Origin of the sequence: Blautia sp. MSJ-19, from assembly GCF_018918125.1 — a bacterium.
GTDB lineage: Bacteria > Bacillota > Clostridia > Lachnospirales > Lachnospiraceae > Blautia_A.
In genome coordinates this window covers 11513-38147 of the sequence record NZ_JAHLQA010000025.1, presented here as the reverse complement: position 1 = coordinate 38147, position 26635 = coordinate 11513, and the positions used below count along the sequence as shown (strand labels likewise).

The window sequence follows — 26635 nt, the reverse complement described above, 5'->3', positions numbered from 1 at the left end:
GCTGTTTTTTTATTGATAGGAGGGAAGTTTAATGTCTAAACTACAGGACATCCGAAACTTGGTGCAGGAACATGCCGTATCAGTGAGCAGTTCGCCAGGGGATTGGATGGATTATATGGACACAGCATCAAGGTTATATCGTTATTCTTTTTCAGACCAGCTTCTGATCCATGCACAGCGTCCAGACGCAACAGCCTGTGCATCACTGGAACTATGGAATGAAAAGATGTTACGCTGGGTAAATCGTGGTGCAAGAGGAATTGCCTTGTTTGATGAAACCTGGCAGAATACCAAACTTCGTTATGTGTTTGATATTTCGGATACCCACATGGTAGCCGGAGGCAGAAGCCCATATCTTTGGAAGATGCAGGAACACCAGAGAGAAGAGATCCTCACCCATCTGGCAGAAGTCTATGCTCTGGAAGAAAAGGATGCGGCAACTTTGCAGGACGCATTGATGGCGGTCGCAAGGGAAATGGTCAATGACAATCTGGAGGAATACCTGGATGGATTGGAATATGCTGTAGAAGGTACTTATCTGGAAGATCTGGATGAGGTGACGATCCGCAGTGATTTTCGTCAGCTGGCAACAGACAGTGTTTACTATCTGCTTTCCAGGCGATGCGGGCTTGACCCGATGGAACTTCTGGAAGAAGAGGACTTCATGCATATCACAGATTATAACCGTCTGTCAGTTCTCACCTTCCTTGGAAATGCGGCAAGCCAGCTCAGTGAGAGTATTCTGATTGATATTGGAAAGACCGTACATAAAATTTCTCTGGAAGAAGCGAGAAAAGAGGTTGAAAAATCCAATGAAAGGAATTATAATAACTTTACCACGTTAATGCGAGAAATTAAAAATCAGGATGCAGAAACGAAAAAAGAAGAAAATATTGAAAATGAAGGAGGAAACGATTATGGAACTGACATATCATCGCAAGGGAGATTACCTGTTTCCGAATCTGACCGTCGAAGAGGAAGAAGTGACGATCGGGAAATATGGGATGCTGCGGAGGACATTTCTGAAAGAACACAAGAACAGCCTTTATCAGAGCCTGTCCCTGACCGGGAAGCTGAACAGCCATCTGGAACAGATCGAGAAAGCAGCACAGGAGAGAATGGACAGCCAGATGGAGAAATTACTGGAGAAGAATCCGGCACCGGACAAGGAAGCAGATCCGATGGCATGGACAGCACACATGAACGCACTGATGGCAACAGCGGAAGAGAGCATCTTGACGGAATTGGTATACAGTTAGTCGAAGATACAAGAGAAGATGGATTGAGTAAAGCAGAGGAAGAGATCGCCTCTGCTTTATCTTTGCCCGAATATCCCACCGCAAATGAACAAAGACGGCAGATCGAGGAAAGGGCAGCTGCCCTTTATGCCGGAGAAATTCCGATTCCAGAGCAAGTTGTTGATGAGATCTTACGGACAGGAGGAAACCGGAAAGCCAGCCAGCTTCGGATCATCTATAATTTCATGAGTGAACAGACACCGGAGGAATATACGGAGTTTGTGAAGCGTGAATACCGTAAAGGTGGAAAAGGTTTTCAGATTGATGGAAATGAATATTCAGTCTGGTTTGATGAAACCGGGATGCAGATCGCAGTAGGGCATACGGTTACAGACCATATCTTAGATAAGGCATTTTTATCATGGGAAGATGTCAGCGGACGTATCCATCAGCTTTTAGACCAGGGTGAATATGCACCGCAGTCTGTATTGGATGCGGCAAGAAGTAATGCAGTAAAAGAACACGCCCAGGCTCTTGCCTATATGAAAGGGGATATGGCAGAAGGAGTAGCGGAGATTGTTTTTGACGAAGAGGACTTACCACATCTTCGCAGTATCTATCCGGAGATTACGGATTATCTGGAAGAAAAGCTGGAGGATCCCCAGTGGCTTTCGGAACTGAATGAAAGACTGGATGCACTGGCAGAAGCCTATGAAGAAAATCATTCTATTATGCGTTTCCATCTTTATAATCCTATAAATATCTCAAAGCAGTTTCAAAAGTTTGCGGATGAGGTGATTCCTTATCAGGCTAGGGACGGCTTTGCCTGGAAAGAACATCCGATGTTCATTACACAGGATGAGATTGATGCTTATCTTGCAGGAGGTGGAGCGTATTCGCAGGGCAGGCTTAGGACGTATTCCTTTTATCTACTTCATGAAGATGAAAGATCGAGGACAGGTTTTATCAAGGAACAGTATGGAATCGGTGGAAGCAGTCATGCACTGTCTGGTGCCGATGATTCACACGCAAACTATGATGGAAAAGGATTGTTTCTTGCAAGAGGTGCTTATGGGAATCCATATACGTCAATTTTATTATCCTGGAATAAAGTTGCAAACAGAGTAGCTTATCTGATAAAGAATGACCAGTTCCTGCAGGCAGAAGATTATGCTCGTATGCCGGAATATGAACGGGAGCAGATGGCGAATAAGGTACTCCGCTTTTATGACCGTCTTCCGGAAGAGATAGACAGACCATTTACGGATGACTTCTTCTGGGAAAAACCAGGAAAAGAAATGGTCGCAGTATTAGAGAATCCAGAGCAGACAGAAGAACTGTTACAGAAGATGGATGCAGCATTGGCAGCTCTGCCATTGGATTTTGAAGCGTATGGGACAAACTATCAGCAGAAAACAGAACTTCTTTCGGAACTCCACCAGTATGCAGAAGGAACTTATACGATATTCCCGACACCGGAAGCAGAACCGTCTTTTGCGGAACTATCCGGACACCAGATGACCATGTTTGATTTCTTGGATACGAAGGCAGTGACAGAACCGACCGTAGTAGATATGTCAGATGTGGAGGAAATAGAAGAGGAAGAGGTTACTGCCAAAGAAGATATTCCGGAAAGTCAGGAACAGGAAAAAGCTGTGTTAGAACCACACAACTTCCGTATCCAGGATAATGACCTTGGTGCAGGCGGACCGAAGTCAAAGTATAAGGCAAATATGGAAGCCATCCATTTGTTACAGACGTTGGAGAAAGAAGAGCGTCTGGCAACACCCGAAGAGCAGGAAATCTTATCCCGTTATGTTGGCTGGGGTGGTATCCCACAGGCATTTGAAGAGAATAACAGCAGCTGGGCGAATGAGTATCTGGAGTTAAAGAATACCTTATCACCGGAAGAATACAGTGCAGCAAAGGCATCGACCTTAAATGCTTTTTATACATTCCCGACCGTGATCCGAAGTATGTATGAAGCACTGGAAAATATGGGACTGAAACAGGGAAATATTCTGGAACCGTCCTGTGGTGTCGGTAACTTTATGGGACTGATCCCGGAGAGTATGGGCAAAACCAATATGTACGGTGTGGAACTCGACCCGGTTTCGGGCAGGATTGCAAAACAGCTTTACCAGAAAAATAAGATTGCCGTGCAGGGATTTGAGGAAACCAGTTATCCGGACAGCTTTTTTGACTGTGTGATAGGCAATGTTCCGTTTGGAGCGTATCAGGTCAGTGACCGCAGATATGACCGGCATCATTTTATGATCCATGATTATTTTATTGCAAAATCCCTTGATCTGGTGCGTCCCGGTGGCGTAGTGGCTGTGGTAACTTCCTGTGGAACGATGGATAAGCAGAATCCGGCAGTGAGACAGTATATCGCAAACCGGGCAGAACTGCTTGGAGCCATCCGATTACCGAATAATGCGTTCCAGAGAAATGCCAATACCAGCGTTGTTTCTGATATTCTGTTTTTCCAGAAAAGAGACAGGGCATCCATTGAGGAACCGGAATGGTTAAATTTAAAGGAAATGCCGAAAGGCTATTCAGTCAATGCTTATTTTGCAGAGCATCCGGAAATGGTGCTTGGTGAGTTTACTACAGAAAGTACCCAGTATGGAAAGCAGGAAGTGACCGTAAAACCAAAAGAAGGAATTACCTTAGAAGAACAATTAAAAGAAGCTGTCCAGAATATCCATGGTACGATCACGGAACTGGAACTTTCGGATACAGAGTTGGAGGAGGATGTTGTCTCTATCCCGGCAGACCCGAATGTAAAGAATTTCAGTTTTACCGTAGTGAATGATGAAGTCTATTACCGGGAAAATTCTGTGATGAACCGCATGGATCTTCCGGCTATGACAGCGGAACGTGTCAAAGGGCTGGTGAATATCCGTGATGTTACGAATGAACTGATCCAGTGCCAGATGGAAGAGGGAAGCGATGAACAGATCACAAAGCTGCAGGAAAAACTCAATGAAGAATACGATACCTTTACAGCAAAATATGGTCTTCTCAGCAGCAATGCCAATAAGAGGGCATTTAGTCAGGACAGTAGTTATTGTCTTTTGACTTCTCTGGAATTTCTGGATGATAAGGGAGAACTGAAACGGAAAGCGGATATTTTTACCAAAAGGACAATCCGTAGGGCAGAAACGGTAACTTCCGTGGATACTGCCAGTGAAGCACTTGCGGTTTCTATTGGTGAGAGGGCAGGCGTTGACCTTTCCTATATGGCACAGCTTTCCGGGAAAACAGAAGAGGAGCTTACTGAAGAACTGGCAGGGGTGATCTTTAAGAATCCAATCGGTGAAAAATGGGAGCCGTCGGACGAATATCTTTCTGGAAATGTGAGGGAGAAACTTCAGATTGCCAAACAGTTTGCAGAAGATCACTCGGAATATCAGGTGAACGTGCAGTATTTGGAGCAGGTACAGCCAAAAGATCTGGATGCGTCAGAGATTGAGGCAAGACTTGGGGCAACCTGGATCTCCGAGGATTACATTACAAGGTTCATGGCAGAGACATTTCATACACCAAGATATTATGTAGGGAGCAAGGTCAAAGTCCAGTATGCCGAAGTGACCGGACAGTGGAATGTTATGGGAAAAAATGTGGACAGCTACGGAAATGCCCTTGTTACTTCCACATATGGAACACAGAGAGCCAATGCCTACCGCCTTTTGGAAGATGCCTTAAACCTTAGAGATACCAAGATTTATGACACGGTACAGGATGCCGATGGGGAACACCGGGAATTAAATCGGAAGGAAACGATGCTGGCACAGCAGAAGCAGGAGCTGATCAAAGAGGAATTTAAGGAGTGGATATTTAAAGACCTGCACCGACGGGAAGATCTCTGTAAAATTTATAATGAACGATTTAACAGCATCCGTCCACGGGAATATGATGGAAGCCATATTCAGTTTGTCGGCATGAACCCGGAGATCACCCTGATGCCGCATCAGAAAAACGCAGTGGCTCATGTGCTGTATGGAAATAATACGTTACTGGCTCATTGCGTAGGAGCAGGAAAGACGTTCCAGATGATCGCAGCCGGTATGGAATCAAAACGGCTGGGACTCTCACAAAAGAATCTTTATGTTGTGCCAAACCATCTGACCGAGCAGTGGGGCAGTGATTTCCTACGTCTCTATCCGGGAGCAAATATCCTGGTGGCAACGAAGAAAGACTTTGAGCCGGCAAACCGAAAACGGTTCTGTTCCCGTATTGCGACAGGGGATTATGATGCCGTGATCATCGGCCATACGCAGTTTGAGAAAATCCCTCTTTCAAGAGAACGGCAGATTGCCATGCTGGAAGATCAGATCGCAGATATTACGTTTTCCATTGAAGAAGCGGCACATCAGGCAGGGCAGAATTATACCATCAAGCAGTTGGAAAAAACAAAGAAAAGTCTGCAGGCGAGGATGAAGAAACTCAATGACCAGACCAGAAAGGATGATGTAGTAACTTTTGAGCAGTTGGGTGTAGACCGGCTGTTTGTGGATGAGAGCCATAGTTTTAAGAACCTTTTTTTGTATACAAAAATGCGGAATGTGGCGGGTATCTCACAGACGGATGCACAGAAAAGTTCGGATATGTTTATGAAATGCCGGTATATGGATGAACTGACAGGCGGCAGAGGAATCACCTTTGCTACAGGTACTCCTGTATCAAATAGTATGACCGAGCTTTACACTATCATGCGTTATCTCCAGTATGACACACTTATGCGTATGGGTATGGGACACTTTGATTCCTGGGCGGCAACGTTTGGGGAGACAGTAACCGCAATCGAATTATCACCGGAAGGAACGGGCTATCGTGCGAAAACACGGTTTGCCCGTTTTTTTAATCTTCCAGAGCTGATCTCTATTTTTAAGGAAGCTGCGGATATTCAGACATCGGATATGCTGAATCTTCCTGTACCGGAAGCAGAGTTTATCAATGAAGTCTTAAAACCAAGTGAAGAACAGCAGGAAATGGTCAGTGCCTTTTCGGAACGTGCGGAAGAAGTAAGAGCCGGTCTTGTGAATCCAACGGTGGACAACATGCTCAAGATTACCAATGACGGAAGAAAATGTGCATTGGATCAGAGGCTATTAAATGAACTCCTTCCGGATGCAGAAAAAAGCAAGGTCAATACCTGTGTGGAAAATGCTTTTCAGGTATGGGACGAGGGAAAAGCAGATCGGACAACACAGCTGATCTTCTGTGACTTGTCTACTCCAAAAGGGGATGGGACTTTCAATGTATATGATGATGTCCGAAACAAACTGGTTGCCAGGGGAATCCCGAAAGAAGAGATTGCGTTTATCCATGAATACAACACGGAGACAAAGAAAGCAGATTTGTTTGCAAAGGTACGGGCCGGGCAGGTGAGAATCCTTATGGGTTCCACTCCAAAACTCGGTGCTGGTACCAACGTACAGGACAGGCTCATTGCCCTTCATCACCTTGACTGTCCGTGGAAGCCGTCTGATCTGGAACAGCAGGAAGGACGTATCTTAAGACAGGGAAACCAGAATGACAAAGTAAAGATATTCCGGTATGTGACGGAGAACACTTTTGATGCGTATATGTGGCAGATTTTGGAGAATAAGCAGAAGTTCATCAGTCAGATCATGACCAGTAAATCCCCGGTCAGGGCTTGTGAAGATGTGGATGATACGGCACTGTCCTATGCAGAGATCAAGGCACTTGCTACAGGCAATCCGTACATTAAGGAAAAAATGGATCTGGATGTGCAGGTAAGTAAGCTGAAACTCTTAAAGGCAAACCATACCAGTCAGATTTACCGTCTGGAATCCGATATTGCAAAGAATTTCCCGATACAGATCAGTGCATTGAAAGAGCGGATTGCCGGGATGCAGGTGGATTCGCAGGTAGTAAAAAGCGTGGATTTACAGGATAATGACACATTTGCCATGACAGTAGGAAATGTCCTTTATGAAGATAAGAAAGAAGCAGGCGAGGCATTGATTGCTGCCTGTGCAGGACTAAAAACCGTTAGCACCGGCGGAAAGGTCGGGGAATATCATGGGTTTACGTTATCTGCTTCCTACAATATGTTCTCCAATGCGTTTGAGCTGACGGTCAAAGGAAAATGCTCTTATAAACTGGAGATCGGAAAAGACCCGGTAGGAAATATGCAGCGTATCCATAACACCCTTTCTTCCATTGACAGGAAGCTGACGGAAAGCGAACAGAAACTGGAAACCGTACAACAGCAGCTTGCGACTGCACAGGAAGAGGTAAAGAAACCATTCCCGAAAGAAGCAGAGCTGAATGAAAAGATGGAACGGTTATCCGAGTTAAATGCGTTGCTGAACATGGATGAAAAGGGCAATGAGACGATTATGGCAGATGAGGATATTGGCAGAGAAGGAAGCAGCACAGATAGCAGGGATGCTGTAGAAGAAAAAGAACTTCCGGAAACAGCAGACAGAATCCATAAGCCATCTATTCTGGAACGCTTAAAGCAGGAGAAGACACAGCAGAATACGGCGGAACAGCCACCTGTACAGAAAACTGCAAAGAAAAAACACGAACAGGAGTTATAAAAGATTTCCCGTCAGAGTTTTCTCTGGCGGGGACATAAAATGGAGGGTTTGTTTATGGCAAATAATATAGAAAAACAGTTAAAAGAAATATCGGAACGGCTGGAGCAGGGAGTAAAAGAAATCTTTACTTCGGAGAGATATACAGAATATCTGAATACCATGTCCAAGTTCCATAATTACAGTTTTAATAACACCCTTCTGATCACCATGCAGAAACCGGAGGCTACTCTGGTGGCAGGGTATCAGGCGTGGCAGAAGAAGTTTAACCGCCATGTAAAGAGAGGGGAAAAAGGAATCCAGATCATCGCACCGGCACCCATCCGTGAGAAACAGGAGATTGAAAAGATTGACCCTGTAACAAAAGAGCCAGTGATCGGGGATGACGGTCAGCCGGAAACAGAGATTGTGGAGATGGTCATTCCAAGGTTTCGTGTGACAACAGTATTTGATGTCAGCCAGACAGAGGGAGAGCCGATTGCAGAACTGGAAGTACCGGAACTTACCGGGAGCGTACAGTTTTATGACACGTTCATGGAAGCATTGCAGAACATTTCCCCTGTGCCAATCCGCATGATGCAGATAGAAGGGGAAGCAAAGGGGTATTACCATCAGACAGAAAAGTATATCGCAATTCAGGAAGATATGAGCAATCTCCAGACCATGAAAACCGGAGTCCATGAGGTGAGCCACGCATTGCTGCATGACCGGGAGGTAATGGATGCGGAAGGAGTCTTAAAAGACCAGACAACAAAGGAAGTGGAAGCAGAAAGTATTGCTTATATTGTCTGCAATCATTTTGGTCTGGATACTTCAGAATATTCGTTTACCTATATCGCCAGCTGGTGTGAGAGCAAGGATATGAAAGCACTTCGAGCATCTATGGATACTATCCGGAAAACGTCTGCGGAAGTCATTGGGAATATCGAAACACAGATACACGAGCTGGAAATGGAAAGACCAATCGAAGATGCAAGTCTTGAAAATATAGAAGAAACAGCTATGCAGTATGCCCACCGGCTGATCGAAGCGGCAGAGGATGCAAGTAGGGGAAATTTTACGGATAGTCAGAGAAATCTTATTGTGAATTTTGCATATAAGATGGACGACAAAGACGAAGTGCTTGGACTGGTGAACCGTATGATGACTGCAATCCGCAGACCGGGAAGTGAATATACGAGAAGCCTTATGAATGAAACACAGGCACAGATTGACAATTTCCCAGATGGCGTGATCGGTTTTACAGAAATGCACGAAGCAGGAATCCGACTGGAACACATGTATCCTCTTGAAAAAAACAGGGCAGTAGAATTGTATCGTGAGGGTGCGGAAGTTTTTCTCTTACATGGAAATCCAGACAATCCAGAGCAGGCAGGACAGATTCTTGCAGAAACAGAAAATGCAATCCTGGGACATGACGGTATTTTTGGTATCACGGAAGCAGAATGGGAAGTACATAAAGAAAGAGAAGCAGCTGCCGCCAGACAGGAAAAACTGGAACAGGACAGTGCAGAAAAGATTGATGAGACACTTCTTCTGCATGGAGAAAGCAGAAGGTTTGCTATTTATCAGATGGATAGTGGAGATGAGCATATTTATCAGTTTATGGGAATAGAATCCGCAAAGAGTCTGGGCTATACCATTGACGGAAAGGATTACCGAATGGTTTATGCAGCACCGTGGATGCCAACGATCACGTTAGACAATATATTTGAACGCTTTAACATTGACCGACCGGAAGATTTCCGTGGTCATTCCTTATCGGTAAGTGATGTGATCGTGATAAACAGGGGTGCAGAGATCACAGCCTATTATGTAGATTCTTTTGGATTTCAGAAACTTCCGGAGTTTGTCCAGCAGAGAATGAACATACTGGAACATAATTCCGTCAGGGCATATCCGCCAGTTTATAAAGGAACATTGGAACAGGCAATGGGAGAACGGGATGTGGATGCTTATCTGGATTCCAGAAAGTTAAACCTGGACTGTAAGAAAGCAATCGAAGAAGCCATCCGGGAGAATTTTGATGGGCTGCACTTAAAGCAGGATGCGGCAAAAGAAGTCGTGGAACGCTTCGGGGAAGAACGTATGAATTTTGTTATGGCAAATACCATCCGTGAACTTTCCCATGATGGAAGATTTTCCAGACAGAACAAAGACTGGGCGGAGCATATCGAAGTCCCGGAAAATGTCAGCCGGGGTAGAAATCTAAACCTGGATTATGTGATCGAAAGCCACCCGGCAGTTTTAGATGGGTTTATCGACATGGCAAGAGCTGAGATCCGGATGCAGAGGATAGAACAGGCGATAGGAGAAAACGAAGTGACAATCACGGCAGAGACAAGAGGATATGAAGCAGAAGGACATAACGGGACATGGCATACGGTTGATGAAAAGGAATATGCGGGGGAGAAGTTCTTCTTAATGGAACATGATGAATTTGGCTCCGATGTGGCAGGGATTATCGTAGCAGAAAATGGAAAGCTTGTAGCGGAGGATTTATGGAATGGGTTTGATGCAGGAGCGTTAGAAGCTGTATCAGAATATTTGCAGGAAAATGGAACAACACTTTATGACTTGACGGAATTCCCGAAAGATTCTGTTGTAACCCTGCGGAGTGGACAGACACTTACAATCGAAGAAATACAGGCAGTACAGAAAGATACCTGGGAAGAAACGATGGCAGGAAAAAATGAATCTGGAACGGATGTCCGGTTTAATTTCCATGCAGTCAGTGAGGTGCAGCTGCCAGAAGGCATAAAGTTGAAAATGCCAGAGATTCATTACGTTGATAATTTTTATGTGATGGAAGATGTAAATGCAGAGGGTGTAGTAAAAGTAAACCGGTATGAATCACTGGATGAAGCGATGCAGGAATATTTACACCTGCCAAATCATCAGGAAAAAGTGCTTGGTATCCAGAATACGGAAACAATGCAGGAAAGCATGGATTTTATCCGATGTGAAAACGGAATAGATCAGCTGACCCATGCATATGAACAGATCGGAGGGTGGCTGAATCCGGAAATATATGAAGCGGTAAATAAAATGGAAAATATGCTGGACTGGAATGAGGTACAGATTGCATATCAGATTGGAAAACAATACTTTACAATCCAGACTGCTGAAGATGGCTATGATTATACATTTTACAATGAAGATTATCAGGAGGATGATGGAGGAATCTATGACAATCCGACAATTTATGTAGATGAAGCTGCCAGTGATATTTTGGAAGATAAAGGGTACTCATTGGAAGACGCAAAAGTAGTGGATTATGAAGAACTGATGGCAGATGTGGAAGAAGTTCAGGAAGAACAGATGCAGCGGATACAATTAGAAAAAAACTGCCCAGCAAGTATTTTTGAAGGATTTCGCAGGGAAGAAGCAATGCAAACCTATGAAGGAATCGCAATGCAGTTTATCAGGAGTAAAGGGTATCTGACCATACAGGCAACAGAAGAAGGATATTCGTTTATTTTTTATGACTCTGATCTGCATGAAATCCAGAGTGGTGATTACGATAATCCAGACGCATCCATTCAGGAAGCTGCTTATGAAATCCTTAAAAGTGAAAGAATGGATGACCTGGAATGTGTCAAAGTGGATTATAAAGAATTTGAAGAAATGACGATCCAGCACTCTAAGGATTTATTGCAGGAGGGGGAACTTCGTGCGACTTCTGAGATTGGAAGAAATGAACTGGCATTAAATAGCCTGAGCAGGGCAGAAGTTGAAAGAGGTGTCCTGTATCATGCACAGGCAGTATTAGAAGATATGGGAATGGAACAGGAGGTAGAGCTGCTTGCTGCAAGAGTGTATGGTTCCAGAAGCAGACAAGACCTCTACCGGGAAGATTCTGACCTTGATGTAGTGCTTTCTTATCGTGGCAATATCCGTGAAGACAGTTTCTTCAATGAATTAAATGCTCATGGTATAGCAATGGCAGGCATTAAGGTGGACATCAATCCTATCGCAGAAAAAAGAATCACTCTGGCAGAATATATGAAGGAAGCAGATGCTTACCTTGATCAGCAGGAGATTAAAAAGCTGGCGGTGGATTTAGATAATTTCAGCTATGAATATGACACTTACGAATATAAAGATACCGTTGAGAACAGGGAAGAACAGGTGGAGAAAATCACAGAGGACATTCTGAATAAGAAAACAGAGTGTTTAAAGGACTGGCTGGTTGAAGTATCTGAAGAATCCGATATAGACAGCGATGTTATAACTGCCCGTTCTTTACTTTCCCGTTTGGAGGACGCAGAGAGATTTTCTATCTTTGACAAACAGCCAGAGCAGGAACAGCCAGAAGCCACGATCAGTTTTTATGTCGCAGAGTGCATGGAGTTTCCGGTCATGGGAGAGTACCATAATAACCTCACTTTAGAAGAAGCCATTAAAATATATGAGAGTATCCCAGCAGAGAGACTGCATGGGATTAAAGGAATCGGATTTGATCTGCAAGATGGTGATGAAGATTATTCCGGGGAATATGGACTCATGAGTGGAGACAGGATAGACAGGGATCTGATTGATATGATTCCACATTATAAGGAAAGCCCATTGGTACAGAAAGCAATCAATGACATGGAAAAGTATCTGAATGAGAAACATGGAAAAGTGCAGGAGGCAGAACAGACCGTGGAAGTGAAACAGAAAGTTTCAGAAACACCATTCAAGAAAGAATCCGTATCAGTAGAACCGAACCGGGAACAAAACAAAGAGCCTGCAAAGGGTGGAAAAGGGGAACTGAAAAAATCCGTGCTGCAGTCGTTAAAAGAGTTCCAGGCAAGAGCAAAAGCACAGGAGCAGAAAGAAATGGCAACTGAAAAATCCAAAGCACATAAGAAGGGGAATGTAGAATTATGATGAATCTGGCAATGAACTTTGATACAGATGAATGCTTAGTGACCGCAATGTTTGATAAAGGCAACCGAAATGATACGATGGAAGCTATCGACAATATCATTCCATTTCTGAAGGGGGATGCGGATATGATCGGGCTGGTCTGCAATACCATAAGAAAGCTGTTCTGCATGAGTGATGAAGGCTATGAGATTTTTCTTATGGATCTGGAAGATTATAAAGTGGATTTGGAAGATAATTATAAAAAATAGAGAATATTTTGTGTGAATTAGTGTTAGATAGAATTTATTTAAATTGGAGAAAGTAGCCAATCCGATTAAGAAACTGGCACATATTATTAATATCATAAATTTTATTATTGACTTTTAAATTTCACAATGCATCATAGTAAAATAAAGCGAGTATGTAAAAGAGCAGTGTAATTAATGATGTAATAAAAAGCAAGAAAAATATTTTTGACTATCTTTTTGTACAATTTATTCGTTATATATAATAGAAAGTGCTTTCAGTAGAAAAAGGAGGAAAGAAGTGGATGCAGATTTTCTTTTGATTCACAAAATGAAAAATGGTGATGAAGAAGCTATAGAGGTATTCGTAAAAAAATACTATTCAACTATACGGAATTATTGTCGATTACATACATACACAGACTGTGATGCAGAAGATATTACTCAAGCAACATTTGAACACTTTTTTCGATCATTTAGGTCGTATCATCATTTAGGAAAGACTGCTAATTATTTGTATGTGATTGCTCGAAATTTATGTCGGGATAGTTATAAGAAAAAAAGAGATATTGTGATGGAAGCGTTACCAGATAAGGGGGAAAATCCAATTGCTGTAATTGAGAATAAAATAGATATAGAAGAATCAATAAAAAAACTTCCAGAAGATTTGCAGGAAGTAGTTATTCTACATTATTTTCAGGATTTGAAATTAAAAGAAGTAGCAGATATTATTGGCATAGGACTTCCTCTTGTAAAATATAGGATAGGAAAAGCAAAAGAATTGTTGAGTGTTTATCTGGGGGATAAGAAATGATGATGACAGTTGATGAAAAATTGCATGCGTATGCAAAAAATCAGAAGGATAGAAATATAGATGAGAAAAAATTACAACAGACCATTATAAAATCGAAAGAAGCATATTGGGATGGAGAAATCGAAAGAAATATGTCATGGTTAGAATTTTTATATCAGCAAGCTTCGTATATACAGAAGCACTGGTGGTTTGCTCAAGGGGCAGTATTACTAATCCTTTGGATGACAATGTTCTTATCAGACAGTAGTATTTATACAAGGCGCTGCATGGGGATTTTGGCACCGAGTTTTGTAATATTGATACTTCCGGAACTCTGGAAAAATAGAAGCAATGGGGCTATGGAAGTAGAAGGTGCAACATTTTTTTCCATAAAGAATATATATGCCGCACGAATGCTACTCTTCGGCATGGTAGATGTTTGCCTATTGAGTGTGTTTTTGATAACCAGCACTTTTGTGTTACAGATTGCATTTATGGATATCTTAATACAATTTATTTTGCCAATGAATGTGACATGCTGCATATGTTTTCGATTACTTTGCAGTAAAGGAGATGATTATGTATCTTCCACATTATTTTCCTGTCTGATTTGGATCGCTGTTTGGACGCTTGTAGTTCTCAAAGATAGTATTTATGAGCATATATCTACATCAATATGGTGTGGAATGATGATATTATCTGTTTTATGTTTGTGTTACAGTATTTGGCGAGTATGGAAATGCAGTGAAAGATATTACGAGAGTAATGGGGCAAGTGTATAAGACTATTATGGTGTCAATTACGAGAAATCACACAACGGTCGTAATCAGAGAAATGTGAGGAATTTGATTATGGAATTAGAATTGAAAAAATTAACAAAAGAATTTCAGGGATTTAAAGCAGTTGATGATATCACGCTGACGATGAGTAATGGAGTTTATGGGCTTCTTGGTGTCAACGGTGCTGGAAAAACAACGCTGATGAGAATGCTCTGCACACTTATTAAACCTACTTCGGGAAGCATATTATGTGATGGAAAAGATATTTTTGCATTGGATGGCGAATATAGGAGAATTCTTGGTTATTTACCTCAAGAATTTGGATTTTATCCGGAGTTTTCGGTTCATGATTATTTAATGTATATTGCGTCAATTAAAGGAATGCGAACAAGTATTGCACGAAAGCGTGTAACAGAACTTCTGCGGCAGGTTGGGTTGGCTAAAATGCAGAATAGAAAAATGAAAAAATTGTCTGGAGGAATGAAACGCCGTGCAGGGATTGCCCAAGCTATGCTAAATAACCCAAAGATTTTGATCCTCGATGAGCCTACTGCAGGTCTGGATCCGAATGAAAGGATACGTTTTCGAAATCTGATCAGTGAATTGTCACAGGATCGTCTCGTGCTATTATCAACACATATTGTGTCGGATATTGAATACATTGCCAACCAGGTGTTATTGATGAAAGATGGAAAGATTAGCCATTCAGGAACACAAGAAGAGATTATTCAGTCAGTACCAGTAAAAGTATGGAGTTGTGTAGTTGCAAATAATGAAGTTGAAATGTGGCAAAAACAGTTTAAAGTCTCAAATATGAAAACACTTTCGGATGGAATAGAATTACGCATTTTGTCTGAAAAATCTCCACACTATAATGCGAAAGAGGAAACGATGACTTTGGAGGACATATTCTTATATTATTTCGGAGAGAAAACAGGTGATGATTATGACGTATTATGAAATAAAAAAAGTTTTTTCAAAAAAAGGAAGTAAGGTTGCGCTGATATTTATTTTTATTGTAATTTCAGTAGTCTTGTCTTTTATCATCGGGGATAATAAATATGTGAATCGTAATGGTGATGCGGAAAGTGGAATATCGGCTATGTTAAAGGTTCGTGAGTTGAAAAAAGAATGGTCAGGAGAACTGACAGAGGATGTGCTTAGAAAAATTATTGAAGAAAATGTCAGGATTTCACAGACACCGGAAGCTAAGTCGAATGATTTTAGACAGAATGATATAGCATATAGTCAAAGACAGGGTTTCATGGATATAAGGGATTTACTAAATTGTGATTATGGAGAGTTTAACGATTATAATTATTATCTGGCAGATTCTCTTTCTCCTGATGAAGCAGTAGATTTTTATTCTAATCGTATCAAAAATTTGAAAAATTGGTTAGAAACTGATGGAAAGGATCAGTTTTCTGAAAAGGAAAAAAGTTATTTAATAAGAGCGTATGAAAAAATGAAAACCCCTTTATATTATAATTATCAAGCGGGATGGAAAAACTTATTTCAATATTCACCCTCAATAATTATGATTTTGACATTGGTATTAGGTTTCCTTTGTGCAGGTATTTTTTCAGGTGAATTTCAGCTGAAAGCGAATGCAGTTTTTTATTCTTCTTATTATGGCAGAAATAAGGCTGTATGGGCAAAAGTGAAAGCAGGAGCAATCATAATAACGGCTATTTACTGGGCGGTTATGTTGTTATACACTATGCTTGTTTTGGGAATTCTTGGTGTAGACGGAGCAAATTGTCCCATACAGTCTAGTATGAGTGGGTGGAAGAGTATTTATAATATCACGAATGCTCAGGAATATATTTTGATAGTTCTGGGTGGATATCTGGGATGTTTATTTATGCAATCTCTAACTATGTTGGTTTCTGCGAAGACAAACTCATCAGTAATAGCGGTAATCGTGCCTTTTATTTTGATTTTTCTTCCATCATTTTTATCAGGAACAAGTCTACCATTATTAAATAAAATTTTGGGACTTCTTCCAGATCAAATGCTTCAAATGAATCAGGTAGTTAAATTTTTTAACTTGTATGAAATCGGAGGAAAAGTGTTTTGCGCAGTTCCTATTTTAATAATATCGTACTCCATTCTGCTATTATTGATTGTTCCAGTTATTTATTTTATATATCGCAGAAAAGAAGTTTATAATTAGATGAAGAAACATCTGTTAGAGGGAGTGAAAACATAGGAAAAATATTATTATTATCGTTTAAAGATAGTGAAGAAGAAATGATAGAGTCTGTTCTTGCTGCTTTGAAAACCGGACGAAATATATATTGTGATGAAAAAAATATAAATCCATTGAAAATACATTATGGAGATATTGTTATTTTATTAGCCACAAGAGAATTATTCCGAAAGCAGAAAAAAATAGATCTGTCTTTTACAGAGTTTGAAATTTTGCATTTATTAATGCGAAGTCCTGGAAGAGTGTTTAGTAAAGAACAAATATATGATATAATCTGGAATGAACCCTATTCGGGTGATTACAATGTTGTTATGCGACATATCTGCAACATTAGAGAAAAGATAGAAGATGATCCTAGACATCCGGTATATATACAAACGGTGCGCGGTGTAGGATATCGGTTTAACGGAAATTTAGGCAGCGAGTGAAATCGCTGCCTATTATTATGGTTTTACAAAGAAGGAAGTTTGTTATGAGAAGATCTTTGTATTTCAGGAGCATCCTGTTTGAGATATTTGGACAGGTTTTGATGTATCAATTCCAACTCTTTTGTTTCTTGCTTAAAGGAAACGTATTGAGTATTTATTGACTTCTTTTTGGAAATAAGATTTGAAAGTTGCTCCTGTAACTTATTAGTATTAAGATGCTTGGGAAACATCCGGAGAAACCATTACCTCAGGGTGTCGTAAAGTTCTTTATCAAAGAAGGCTTTGAGATGCCCTTTCTTTTTTTATCCAAATCTTTCCTCTTGTTTACATATATAAACCTAAGAAAAAGCTTGACGTTTAAATATTACAAGTGTAATATTTAAGAAAATATGAAAAAAGGAGAAATAAAACTATATGAGAAAAAAGAAAAGAAAAAAACTCACGAAGATTATCACAAAAATAGTTTTATTTAGCGGTATATTGATTGGTGGTGAAATCGGTATTGTAACAATAATGAATTGTAATGTTCCTGAAAAAAGACTAATGGAATATATGAAATATATTGAAAAAGGGGAATATGAGCAAATGTATGCCATGCTGGATCAGAAAAAAAGCAGCATGAACAGTAAGGAAGAATTTATAGAACGAAATTCTAAAATATATGAAGGCATTGAGATGTCTGATCTGTCCATAACCGATATTACAGTAAAAAGACAAGAAAACGGAAATGCGGCAGTTTCCTATACAACAAATATGCAGACTGCTGCAGGAAATGTAGAATTTACCAACGATGCGGTATTTTCACATGATTGGACAGGATATCATTTAATCTGGCAGGATCAGTTGATTTTTCCAGAGTTATCTGCAACGGATAAAGTTCAGGTAACGTCAGAAGAGGCAAAGAGAGGAGATATTTTAGACAGAAATGGTCGTCAGTTGGCTGGAGAGGGAACTGCATCTTCGGTAGGAATTGTTCCGGGCAGGATGGAGAACAGAGAAGATACAATAAAAAAACTGGCAGAGTATCTTGGAATTGGAGCAGACGAAATTGAGGATAAGTTAGAAGCCGGTTGGGTAAAAGCAGATTCTTTTGTACCAGTAGCAACAATTCCTAAAATACAAGAGGTCGATCTTCTGACAGTGAATCCGGATAAAACTGTTCTGGAAGAAAAAGAAAAGCAGGACACATTATTGAAGATTCCAGGTATTATGTTATCTGATGTAAAAGTACGAACTTATTATCTAAAAGAAGCTGCCTCTCATCTGGTAGGGTATGTACAGGCGGTTACAGCCGAAGATTTGCAGGAACATAAAGGGGAAGGGTATCGTACAAACAGTGTGATTGGAAAGACTGGACTGGAAACGCTTTATGAAAAAGAACTAAAAGGAACAGATGGGTGTGAAATCTGTATTGTAGATGCAAATGGAAATAAAAAAAGTGTTATTGCATATGAGCCTAGAAAAGATGGAGAAGATATCCATACTACGATTGATGGTGATCTTCAAAGTACTCTTTATGAACAATTTAAAGAAGACAGAGGATGTTCTGTGGCTTTGAATCCTTACACAGGGGAAGTATTGGCGTTGGTAAGTACGCCATCTTATGATGATAATGATTTTGTACGTGGAATGGACAACAGCCAGTGGAGTGCATTAAATGAAAATGAAGATAGGCCTTTATACAACCGCTTTCGCCAGACATGGTGTCCTGGCTCAACTTTTAAACCTGTAATTGCTGCAATTGGATTAAAAGTGGGGGCATTTACTGCAAATGACGATTTTGGAAATGAGGGTCTGGCGTGGCAGAAAGATTCCTCGTGGGGAGATTATACAGTGACTACACTTCATGATTATGAACCTGTGATTTTGAAAAATGCGCTTATTTATTCAGATAATATTTATTTTGCAAAAGCAGCATTAAAAATTGGTGCGGATCAACTGATGCAGTCTCTAAATCAAATAGGATTTAATCAGGAACTTCCATTTGATATTAAAATGTCAGAGTCCAAATATTCTAATATGGACAAGATAGAAACAGAAATCCAGCTTGCTGACAGTGGGTATGGACAGGGACAGATTCTGGTAAATCCTTTGCATCTTGCAAGCATTTATACGGCTTTTCTAAATGATGGAAATATGATAAAGCCATATCTTCACGCGGATGGTGGAAGCACTTCCAGTGAAATCTGGATAAAAGATGCTTTTTCACCACAAATTGTTTCGGAGGTTATGGAGGGGTTAGAGGGTGTAGTGAATAACCCGGAAGGAACTGGTTATGGAGCATGCAGGGAAGACATTAGATTAGCAGGAAAAACCGGAACAGCGGAACTGAAAGCTACAAAAGAAGATACATCTGGAACAGAAATTGGCTGGTTTACAGTTTTTACTACAGACAGAGATACAAAGAATCCTATTTTGCTCATCAGTATGGTAGAGAATGTGAAAGATATTGGAGGAAGCGGTTATGTGGTGGAAAAGGATAAGGCGATACTGGATGAATATCTTGGTAATGAATAATTTTTACCTTTAAATATTACAAATGTAAGAGGAAAATGATATGAAAAAAATTTGGAAAATATTTGTGGGAGTTATTTTTCTTGCTGTCTGTAGTGGATGTGGCATAAAGAAAGAGCAGAAAAAGACAATTGAAGATACGAAAGAAAAAATTTACAGAGAGTGTGAAATGCTAGCAGAAGGCTATCAGAGCATATATGAGAATGCTGTGAAAGAAAATGCACTATATGAGCTGAGTACAATACAAAAAAGTATGGATTATTTTGGAAAATATGGATATGCAGTAATTGATTCCTACAATCAGCTGGATATGGTTCAAAGTATTAAAGTAGATGATTTTTTGAAAAAAGCAGAAAAAGAGAAAAATGGAAAAACTACTATATTTCAAGTTATAGCAGGGGATCATTTTATTCGGTATGATCTGAAAACCAAACAGGGGAAAATAGACGTTGAAGTAAGCTCTTTTAAATGGAAAGAGGATACTTGGCAGGAAACATATTATCATGAGTTTAGAGCTAATTCATGGAAATATACAGAAAACGGGTATTTCTTTATGGAAGAATATCATCCGGCTGGATATGATGGACCGTCTGGATATCGGGCCTTTCGGGTAGTGCCGTTAAATAAAAAATGCAGGGAGCTGAATCGAAAATATATACTTCCTTTTGGATATACACTTAATAAATTGTTTACTTCTAATTGGAGTGAAAAAAATTATGATGGAATAAATTTTTATGATGTTTTTGACCGTTTACTTTCAATGGAAGAAAAAGCTGATGAATTTAAGGAAGGAAAGACTTATGAAATCCCAAAAGAATCATTTGAAGCGATATTTCAAAAATATTTTAATATAAGCGCAGAGATACTGCAGACAGGAACGGTATTTCACACGGAAACACAGACATATCGGTATCGAACCAGAGGAATCGTATATGATTTTGCTTCCACACCATATATTCCATATCCGGAAGTTGTTTCCTACATAGAAAATCAAGATGGAACAATAACACTGGAAGTAAATGCGGTATGGCCACAAAAAGAATTAGATCAGGCGTTTTGTCATAGCGTAACCATTCGGCTGTTAGATAAAGATAGATTTCAATATGTATCCAATTATGTATCAAGGTCAGAAATAGAGGTTACCTGGTATACGGAAAGATTATCAGACGAAAAGTGGGAGGAATGTTATGGAGATAATTGATATGAGTACAAAAAGAAAACTGAAAAAGATGGTGAGTGTTTTATTTATTTTGGGATGCTTTTTCATAGGAAATACAAAATGTAAAGGGGCTGATTTAGAATATATTTCACAGGAAACTGCGAATTATGCTGTACAAGAAAGAGGATATGATTTGCCAGTAGATGAAGTCGTGAAAGAAGAAGCTATTGAAGATTGTAAGAATGTTATGAATCAGATGAAAGCCATTTATCAAAAGGCGGATAAAGGAACTTCATCGAATGTAGTAGTTTCTGAGACAGTAATGGAAGAAATGCAGGAAGTATTAAAGGAAAAAAATGTCCCTGTTATTACATCAGCGCCGTATTCAAATATGGCTAATTATTCTAAAATGGAAGAATTTCTTTTCAAGGCAGAACAGGATCTGCCAGGAGATATCGTCTTATATAGGATTAACAGGGATGGTGGGATAGAAAGACTCAAATTCAATTATGATGGGACAGATATGTATTTGCTGGCTGTGAAAGTTGTTTGGGGTATGAACGACAATCCATCTATTGTATATGTTTCGTATACAAGGATAGAAGAATGGAAATATACAGAAAAAGGCTGGTTTGGTTATACGCTATGTGTTCCAAAATATCCGGAAGTATCAGAAGCGGTTGATGGCAGTTCTATGATAAGAATTAAACCTTTAAGTGATGAATGCAGGGAAGTTTCAAAGAGGTGTGTGTATTTGCTTGGATATCAGGGGAATAATCTTTTATGTTCTGATTGGGATAGATCTGATATGGAAGGGTTAGATTATAATGGTTTATATGAATATTTATATCGAATGAAATACGGGGAGAGATATGAGTTTTCAGGTAACTCAAGTGGAATTCCGGCAGAAGAGTTTGAAAATCTGATAATGGAGTTTTTGCCGATAACAGCGGAGCAAATTAAAAAATGGGCAGTATTTGATTCGGAACATCAAACTTATGACTGGGAACGATTAGGTTGTTTAAATTATAGCCCTACTTATTTTGGAACATCTTTACCGGAGGTCGTTGAAATAAGAGATAGCGGAGAGGGAAACAATGTGCTGGTTGTTGATGCTGTATGTGATACATTTATATGTAATGATGCCGTTATTACAAGTGAGCTGACTGTTAAGTTCAACGATGATAAGAGTTTTAAATATATGGGGAATAAAATTCTGAATAATGGTACGAAAGAAGTTCCCAAATATCAATATAGAATAAAAAGAAAGAACTGATAACAACTATCAGCCCTTTCATATTTGTTAATTCCATATATGTAATTTTTTTAAGATATCAGAAGTGATTTCAAATGCCTTTTTGCCAGTTGCATTAGAATCACTTTGGATATTGGTTGCAAAATAATAGCTGTTATCGGAAGTTTCTACATATCCGATAAACCAGCCGTTGATATCCTGTCCGTTGACACGACCGGTTCCAGTTTTTCCGTAGAAATTACCATTAGGTGTACTGGCAATTTTTATAGCATTTTTAACAGAAAATACATTTTGGGAATTTAGATGGAATTCATTTGTGTTAAATTTTTTCAATAATGTTACTTGCTCTAAAGGCGAGATTTTTAATGAAAAATCGGACCAGTATAAATCCAGATTTGAACTGGTTGTCTGGTTTCCATATTCTATTTTATTCAAAAATTCCTGGACTCTGTTAATTCCGAGCTGCGAATCAATTGCCTGGAAATACCAGTTAACGGAATTTTGCATAGCAGAGTTTAAATCCTGATCAGCTTCCCAGGATGGAAAAGGAAAGGCATCACCATTCCATGTCATGGAAGAGTGTTCTGGTGTGATGATTCCGGATTCCAACCCTAATAATGCATCGTATATTTTGTAGGTAGACTCTGGCGGAATACGTTTGGTGGCTTCTTCAAGATCGTATATTTTCCAGGAATCCAAATTATTGTCATACAAAACAAATGATCCATCATATGTTCCAAATGTTTCGGATATATCTAACAGGGAGATATTTTTGTCTGTATCACTAAAATGATATACGCTTTGAGTAGAGGCATCAATGGATAAAATGGGTGTACATCCAATAAAAACAGCACTAATGACCAGATAAATTATCAATGCTCTCATTTTTTGATAAAGAGTTTCTTTCCTAAAAACGGCGATGTTGAGAATACGTCGTTTCATCTGCCTGAAATTTCCGGACATTCCAACTGCCAGTGGAGAGGAAAAAGAGGATATTTTTTCTGCAAAATTAATCAGTGTAGTTCCATAAGCTTGGTATTCATCAGCAGAAATCATCTGCAATACAGCAGAATCACAGGCTATTTCACGGTCACAGAAAATTTCTTTTAAAGTGTACCAAACAAAAGGGTTAAACCAGTAGAGTATATTACTTATGACCATGAGGAAGCCAATAAATGTATCTTTGTGACGGTAATGCTGTAATTCGTGTAGCAGCATAAAACGCATATCATCAGGATTCAGTTCGGAAATTAAATGGATGGGAATGTAAATCCTGGGATGTATTATTCCGATTAAAACTGGTGATTTTAAAAATGCAGTACTGTAGACTGATACTGGGTGAGAGATTTTAAGTTCCTTTAAACAATTGTAATAAATAGTTTTTACCTGCTGATTTTGAAGCGGGAGAGCAGATCTTTTTATGGAACGTACATAGTTTAATGAATGAAGGGTGAGGACTGACATAATCATAACACCCGTTATCCATATTAGAAAGAGTATGGTATTCAAGCCTCCAGAAAATTGACTACTGATGGAAACTGAAAAATCATTCACCTGGTTTAACAAAATATTTTGTGTATTACTGGTAAGTTCGGATAGCGTGTCGGTACCAGAGTTAAGTCCTGAGTCAGTTTGAAAAAAATGTAACCATGAAAAAAGTTGTGAGCCATGAATCTGTACAGGAAAAAATGGCACGGCAAGTAATAAAAATAAAAGAAAACAGAGATGGTACTGTGTAGCCGCAGATAAATATTTTTTCAGAAGTTTTTTTGTTCCGATTATTACAAGTGTAAAAATACATATGAAGATATTACTGATTAAAAAGTGGATGATCCAGTTGCTCATTCAAAACCTCCTATTTCTGATGTTTTGATAATAAATGGCGTAAGTTATCAATTTCTGTTGAAGAGAGCTTATCGTCTTCAAGGTAAGAAGCCAGCATAGAAGAAAGATTTCCATTATAATATCGCTTTAAAAAAGAATTGCTTTCCTGGCGTATATATTCATCTTCTTGGACTAATGGAGTATAGACAAATACCCGGCTTTGTTTTTCGTAGGAAAGAGCTTTTTTGGAAACAAGTCTCTTGATAAGAGTTTGAATTGTTTTTGGACTCCAGCTGGTAGTTAGAGTAAGTTTTTCTGTAATTTCATTTGTATTGATGGGAGCATATTTCCATACAATTTTCATAACTTCAAATTCGGCTTCTGAAATCTGGGGTAGTGACATAATAAAATCCTCCTGCTAAATCCTACATATGTAATAAATATATTATATTACTTGTAGAAGAAAAAAGTCAAATGGCAGATGATATATAGAATATAAAATTAATAATGTAGAGGCAATAAAGGTGAAAAAGGTAGAAATTATTGAGAGAATCACAGATGCTAATGGAAGCATAAGTGAAAACATATTGACTAGCTGGGAACATAAAAACCAATTCATACCGGAAATTATAAGGTTTGGAGAATTAAAAATATATCTACAGGAACGAATTGTTAAAAAGAATGATAGTGATGTTCATCTTTCAAAATATGAATATGATATTTTACTTCTTTTAGCGAAAAGTCCAGGTAGAATATTTGGAAAAGAAATGGTTTATGATCTGGTATGGAATGAACCTTATTCCGGTGATTATAATGTGGTCATGCGACATATCTGCAATATCAGAGAAAAAATAGAAGATGATCCTGGACAACCATTATATATACAAACAGTACGAGGTGTAGGATATCGGTTTAATGGGAATTTAGGCAGCGAGTGAAATCGCTGCCTATTATTATGGTTTTACAAAGAAGGGAGTTGGTTATGAGAAGATCTTTGTATTTCAGGAGCATCCTGTTTGAGATAATTGGACAGGTTTTGATGTATCAATTCCAACTCTTTTATTTCTTGCTTAAAAGAAACGTATTGAGTATTTAGTGATTCCTTTCTGGAAATAAGATCTGAAAGTTGCTCTTGTAACTTATTGGAATTAAGATGTTTCAGGTCTATACCATTTTCCTGTAAAATATGTTCAGCACCAGCGAAAAGAATAATTTGAGATTCATATTTACGGAAATAACGATCCGGATCTTTGGAACTTTTATAATGGTCATCGTAAATTTTATTTTTCTGATATTGTTTGGCATATTTTAGCATTTCTCGAAGATGACGTATCTGAGACTCGAGAGAAACAACAGAGGTATTTACCTCTTTTTGCTGCATATGTAACAAGGCTATGCGGTCTTCAAGTTCTGAAAAATTATGTAGATTATGTGTGAGCATCTTGTTATATTCAGCAGAGACAATTTTTAAATTTTCCTTATTTGCCCATTTCTGAAGCCCAATGTTTCCTGCTATATTGGGAGCATTGGTATCTATTAATTTGTTATGAACAGAAGGAAAAATAGCTTTCTGACGTTTATTTTCAATGCGTTCTTTGATACGTTCTTTAGTAAAATTTTTTCCTAAAGATTTAGCACTTCCACGCACTGGACGGGACATATCGGGAGAACGAAAGGTAATGTATTTTCTGCTGTTTTCGCCAAATTCTGCGTTTTTTATTTCATATCCTTTAGCTTCCATAAATGCAAGAAATTCTGAGTAAGTGGAAACAATTCGGATTGTCTGGTTGATATCTTTTCGCAGCTGCGCTTTTTTACTGGATTCAGATTTATTTGCAGCCCATTCATTGTATTTCATTCCTTTTTTACCATCTGGCATAATTGTGGACAGGTTATGTTCTTGGCATAAAGTGTCGCTGAGATTTCGTATTTTCCAGTAATTCTTTTTACAGTCATGGTAATGAGAAAAAGTGATGTTATCTGCAGAACAGAAAATTAAATGGTTATGTACATGACCTTTATCAGTGTGTGTTGTCAGAACATAGGAGTATTTTCCCTCCAGTAAGCGATCCGCAAGTTCTTTGCCAATCTGATGGGCTTCTTCATAGGAAACTTCACCAGGGGAAAATGCCTGAATCAGATGAAATGCCTTATTTGTATTGTGCGGATCTCTGCAGTCATGTGTATGATCCAAAGTGTATTTAAAGTCAAGAACGGCTGTTTCGGGAGAGCAGGCAAAGGAAGAAATATATAGATTCTGGTCAGTTTTATCTGGATTGCAGATGTATTCTATTGCTTTATCAACGGTTGTTTTGATACCATGGATTTTTGTAACTGCCATATTTTTTCCATTAACTCCTTTATATCGTCCAGGTCCTTTGGGTAAACTGTATTGGTACTGTTTATACGATGGGTGATCTGATTCAAATTGCTGCTGATATTGCCCAGCAGGGTATTCATTTTTCGGATATGAGAGTAGTCTACTTCATATACAAATCCATATAAGATCATTTTCCGTAGAAAGGCAGATTTGCTTTTCATCCTGGAAAGACGATATTTTTCTTCTAAAATGTATTGTTCGTCATCATTCAAATAAAATTGTACGGGATGAATTCTGGTACGTTTGCTCATTGAAATCCTCCAATTCGTTTTTTTCTATAAAAAAGAGTACAAAAAAACTGTCTAACCAGTTCGGCTATGACAGTTATGGTACTTGGTTTTTTGTTGGTTTGGACAGATATATCTGTAAGTTATTTTAA

General features: G+C 39.1%; 16 protein-coding genes. 12 read left to right on the top strand and 4 right to left on the bottom strand.

Features of this window, described 5'->3' with window-relative positions; all coding sequences use genetic code 11:
* The first annotated feature begins 31 nt into the window (after nucleotides 1–31).
* From KQI91_RS16490 to KQI91_RS09090, 11 genes are all read left to right on the top strand, one after another.
* Nucleotides 32–7816, top strand: coding sequence for a DEAD/DEAH box helicase family protein (locus KQI91_RS16490; RefSeq protein WP_216392490.1), 7785 nt, complete (start codon nucleotides 32–34; stop codon nucleotides 7814–7816).
* A 54-nt stretch (nucleotides 7817–7870) separates the two neighbouring features.
* Entirely contained in the window at nucleotides 7871–12688 is a 4818-nt protein-coding gene (locus KQI91_RS09135; RefSeq protein ID WP_216392489.1) for a DUF3849 domain-containing protein, read from the top strand.
* Nucleotides 12685–12936, top strand: a complete 252-nt coding sequence (locus KQI91_RS09130; protein ID WP_117739739.1) for a transposon-transfer assisting family protein — start codon at nucleotides 12685–12687, stop codon at nucleotides 12934–12936. The genes KQI91_RS09135 and KQI91_RS09130 overlap by 4 nt, the downstream gene beginning before the upstream one ends.
* 277 nt (nucleotides 12937–13213) lie before the next feature.
* A complete protein-coding gene (locus KQI91_RS09125) occupies nucleotides 13214–13726 on the top strand; it encodes an RNA polymerase sigma factor (RefSeq protein ID WP_021650349.1) in 513 nt (170 codons plus the stop codon).
* Entirely contained in the window at nucleotides 13723–14487 is a 765-nt protein-coding gene (locus KQI91_RS09120; protein ID WP_118012907.1) for a hypothetical protein, read from the top strand. The genes KQI91_RS09125 and KQI91_RS09120 overlap by 4 nt, the downstream gene beginning before the upstream one ends.
* 69 nt (nucleotides 14488–14556) lie before the next feature.
* Nucleotides 14557–15444: an ABC transporter ATP-binding protein gene (locus KQI91_RS09115; RefSeq protein ID WP_118012906.1), complete on the top strand. Its 888-nt coding sequence runs from the start codon at nucleotides 14557–14559 to the stop codon at nucleotides 15442–15444.
* The gene (locus KQI91_RS09110) at nucleotides 15431–16660 is read left to right on the top strand and encodes an ABC transporter permease subunit (RefSeq protein ID WP_233435751.1); all 1230 of its coding nucleotides are present in this window, start codon (nucleotides 15431–15433) and stop codon (nucleotides 16658–16660) included. Before KQI91_RS09115 ends, KQI91_RS09110 begins: the two co-directional genes overlap by 14 nt.
* Before the next feature lie 77 nt (nucleotides 16661–16737).
* Nucleotides 16738–17124: a winged helix-turn-helix domain-containing protein gene (locus tag KQI91_RS09105; RefSeq protein WP_118012904.1), complete on the top strand. Its 387-nt coding sequence runs from the start codon at nucleotides 16738–16740 to the stop codon at nucleotides 17122–17124.
* A 414-nt stretch (nucleotides 17125–17538) separates the two neighbouring features.
* Nucleotides 17539–19641, top strand: a complete 2103-nt coding sequence (locus KQI91_RS09100; protein ID WP_118012903.1) for a penicillin-binding transpeptidase domain-containing protein — start codon at nucleotides 17539–17541, stop codon at nucleotides 19639–19641.
* Between the two features lie 40 nt (nucleotides 19642–19681).
* Nucleotides 19682–20839, top strand: coding sequence for a DUF6070 family protein (locus KQI91_RS09095; RefSeq protein WP_216392488.1), 1158 nt, complete (start codon nucleotides 19682–19684; stop codon nucleotides 20837–20839).
* Nucleotides 20826–22073 (top strand): DUF6070 family protein, encoded by a 1248-nt coding sequence (locus KQI91_RS09090; RefSeq protein ID WP_117628249.1) that lies wholly within the window; start codon nucleotides 20826–20828, stop codon nucleotides 22071–22073. Before KQI91_RS09095 ends, KQI91_RS09090 begins: the two co-directional genes overlap by 14 nt.
* A gap of 27 nt (nucleotides 22074–22100) precedes the next feature.
* Here the strand turns inward: KQI91_RS09090 and KQI91_RS09085 are convergent, their stop codons facing one another.
* On the bottom strand, nucleotides 22101–23897 hold the full coding sequence (locus KQI91_RS09085; RefSeq protein ID WP_216392487.1) for a BlaR1 family beta-lactam sensor/signal transducer: 1797 nt from the start codon (nucleotides 23895–23897) through the stop codon (nucleotides 22101–22103).
* 10 nt (nucleotides 23898–23907) lie between these two features.
* Nucleotides 23908–24282: a BlaI/MecI/CopY family transcriptional regulator gene (locus KQI91_RS09080; RefSeq protein ID WP_092073165.1), complete on the bottom strand. Its 375-nt coding sequence runs from the start codon at nucleotides 24280–24282 to the stop codon at nucleotides 23908–23910.
* A 118-nt stretch (nucleotides 24283–24400) separates the two neighbouring features.
* Between KQI91_RS09080 and KQI91_RS09075 the strand changes: the two genes are divergently transcribed.
* Nucleotides 24401–24814: a winged helix-turn-helix domain-containing protein gene (locus KQI91_RS09075; protein WP_118045776.1), complete on the top strand. Its 414-nt coding sequence runs from the start codon at nucleotides 24401–24403 to the stop codon at nucleotides 24812–24814.
* A 23-nt stretch (nucleotides 24815–24837) separates the two neighbouring features.
* On the opposite strand, the gene KQI91_RS09070 is transcribed toward KQI91_RS09075, so the two are convergent.
* Together KQI91_RS09070 and KQI91_RS09065 are read right to left on the bottom strand one after the other, a co-directional pair.
* Entirely contained in the window at nucleotides 24838–26217 is a 1380-nt protein-coding gene (locus KQI91_RS09070; protein ID WP_216392486.1) for a relaxase/mobilization nuclease domain-containing protein, read from the bottom strand.
* The gene (locus KQI91_RS09065) at nucleotides 26166–26507 is read right to left on the bottom strand and encodes a plasmid mobilization protein (protein ID WP_005426517.1); all 342 of its coding nucleotides are present in this window, start codon (nucleotides 26505–26507) and stop codon (nucleotides 26166–26168) included. The genes KQI91_RS09070 and KQI91_RS09065 overlap by 52 nt, the downstream gene beginning before the upstream one ends.
* Between the last annotated feature and the right edge of the window lie 128 nt (nucleotides 26508–26635).

Excerpts from the sequence above, each read along its gene's own strand:
- KQI91_RS16490 (WP_216392490.1), top strand. The coding sequence starts at position 32 with ATGTCTAAACTACAGGACATCCGAAACTTGGTGCAGGAACATGCCGTA.
- KQI91_RS09135 (WP_216392489.1), top strand. The coding sequence starts at position 7,871 with ATGGCAAATAATATAGAAAAACAGTTAAAAGAAATATCGGAACGGCTG.
- KQI91_RS09130 (WP_117739739.1), top strand. The coding sequence starts at position 12,685 with ATGATGAATCTGGCAATGAACTTTGATACAGATGAATGCTTAGTGACC.
- KQI91_RS09120 (WP_118012907.1), top strand. The coding sequence starts at position 13,723 with ATGATGATGACAGTTGATGAAAAATTGCATGCGTATGCAAAAAATCAG.
- KQI91_RS09115 (WP_118012906.1), top strand. The coding sequence starts at position 14,557 with ATGGAATTAGAATTGAAAAAATTAACAAAAGAATTTCAGGGATTTAAA.
- KQI91_RS09110 (WP_233435751.1), top strand. The coding sequence starts at position 15,431 with ATGACGTATTATGAAATAAAAAAAGTTTTTTCAAAAAAAGGAAGTAAG.
- KQI91_RS09105 (WP_118012904.1), top strand. The coding sequence starts at position 16,738 with ATGATAGAGTCTGTTCTTGCTGCTTTGAAAACCGGACGAAATATATAT.
- KQI91_RS09100 (WP_118012903.1), top strand. The coding sequence starts at position 17,539 with ATGAGAAAAAAGAAAAGAAAAAAACTCACGAAGATTATCACAAAAATA.
- KQI91_RS09095 (WP_216392488.1), top strand. The coding sequence starts at position 19,682 with ATGAAAAAAATTTGGAAAATATTTGTGGGAGTTATTTTTCTTGCTGTC.
- KQI91_RS09090 (WP_117628249.1), top strand. The coding sequence starts at position 20,826 with ATGGAGATAATTGATATGAGTACAAAAAGAAAACTGAAAAAGATGGTG.
- KQI91_RS09085 (WP_216392487.1), bottom strand. The coding sequence starts at position 23,897 with ATGAGCAACTGGATCATCCACTTTTTAATCAGTAATATCTTCATATGT.
- KQI91_RS09070 (WP_216392486.1), bottom strand. The coding sequence starts at position 26,217 with ATGGCAGTTACAAAAATCCATGGTATCAAAACAACCGTTGATAAAGCA.
- KQI91_RS09065 (WP_005426517.1), bottom strand. The coding sequence starts at position 26,507 with ATGAGCAAACGTACCAGAATTCATCCCGTACAATTTTATTTGAATGAT.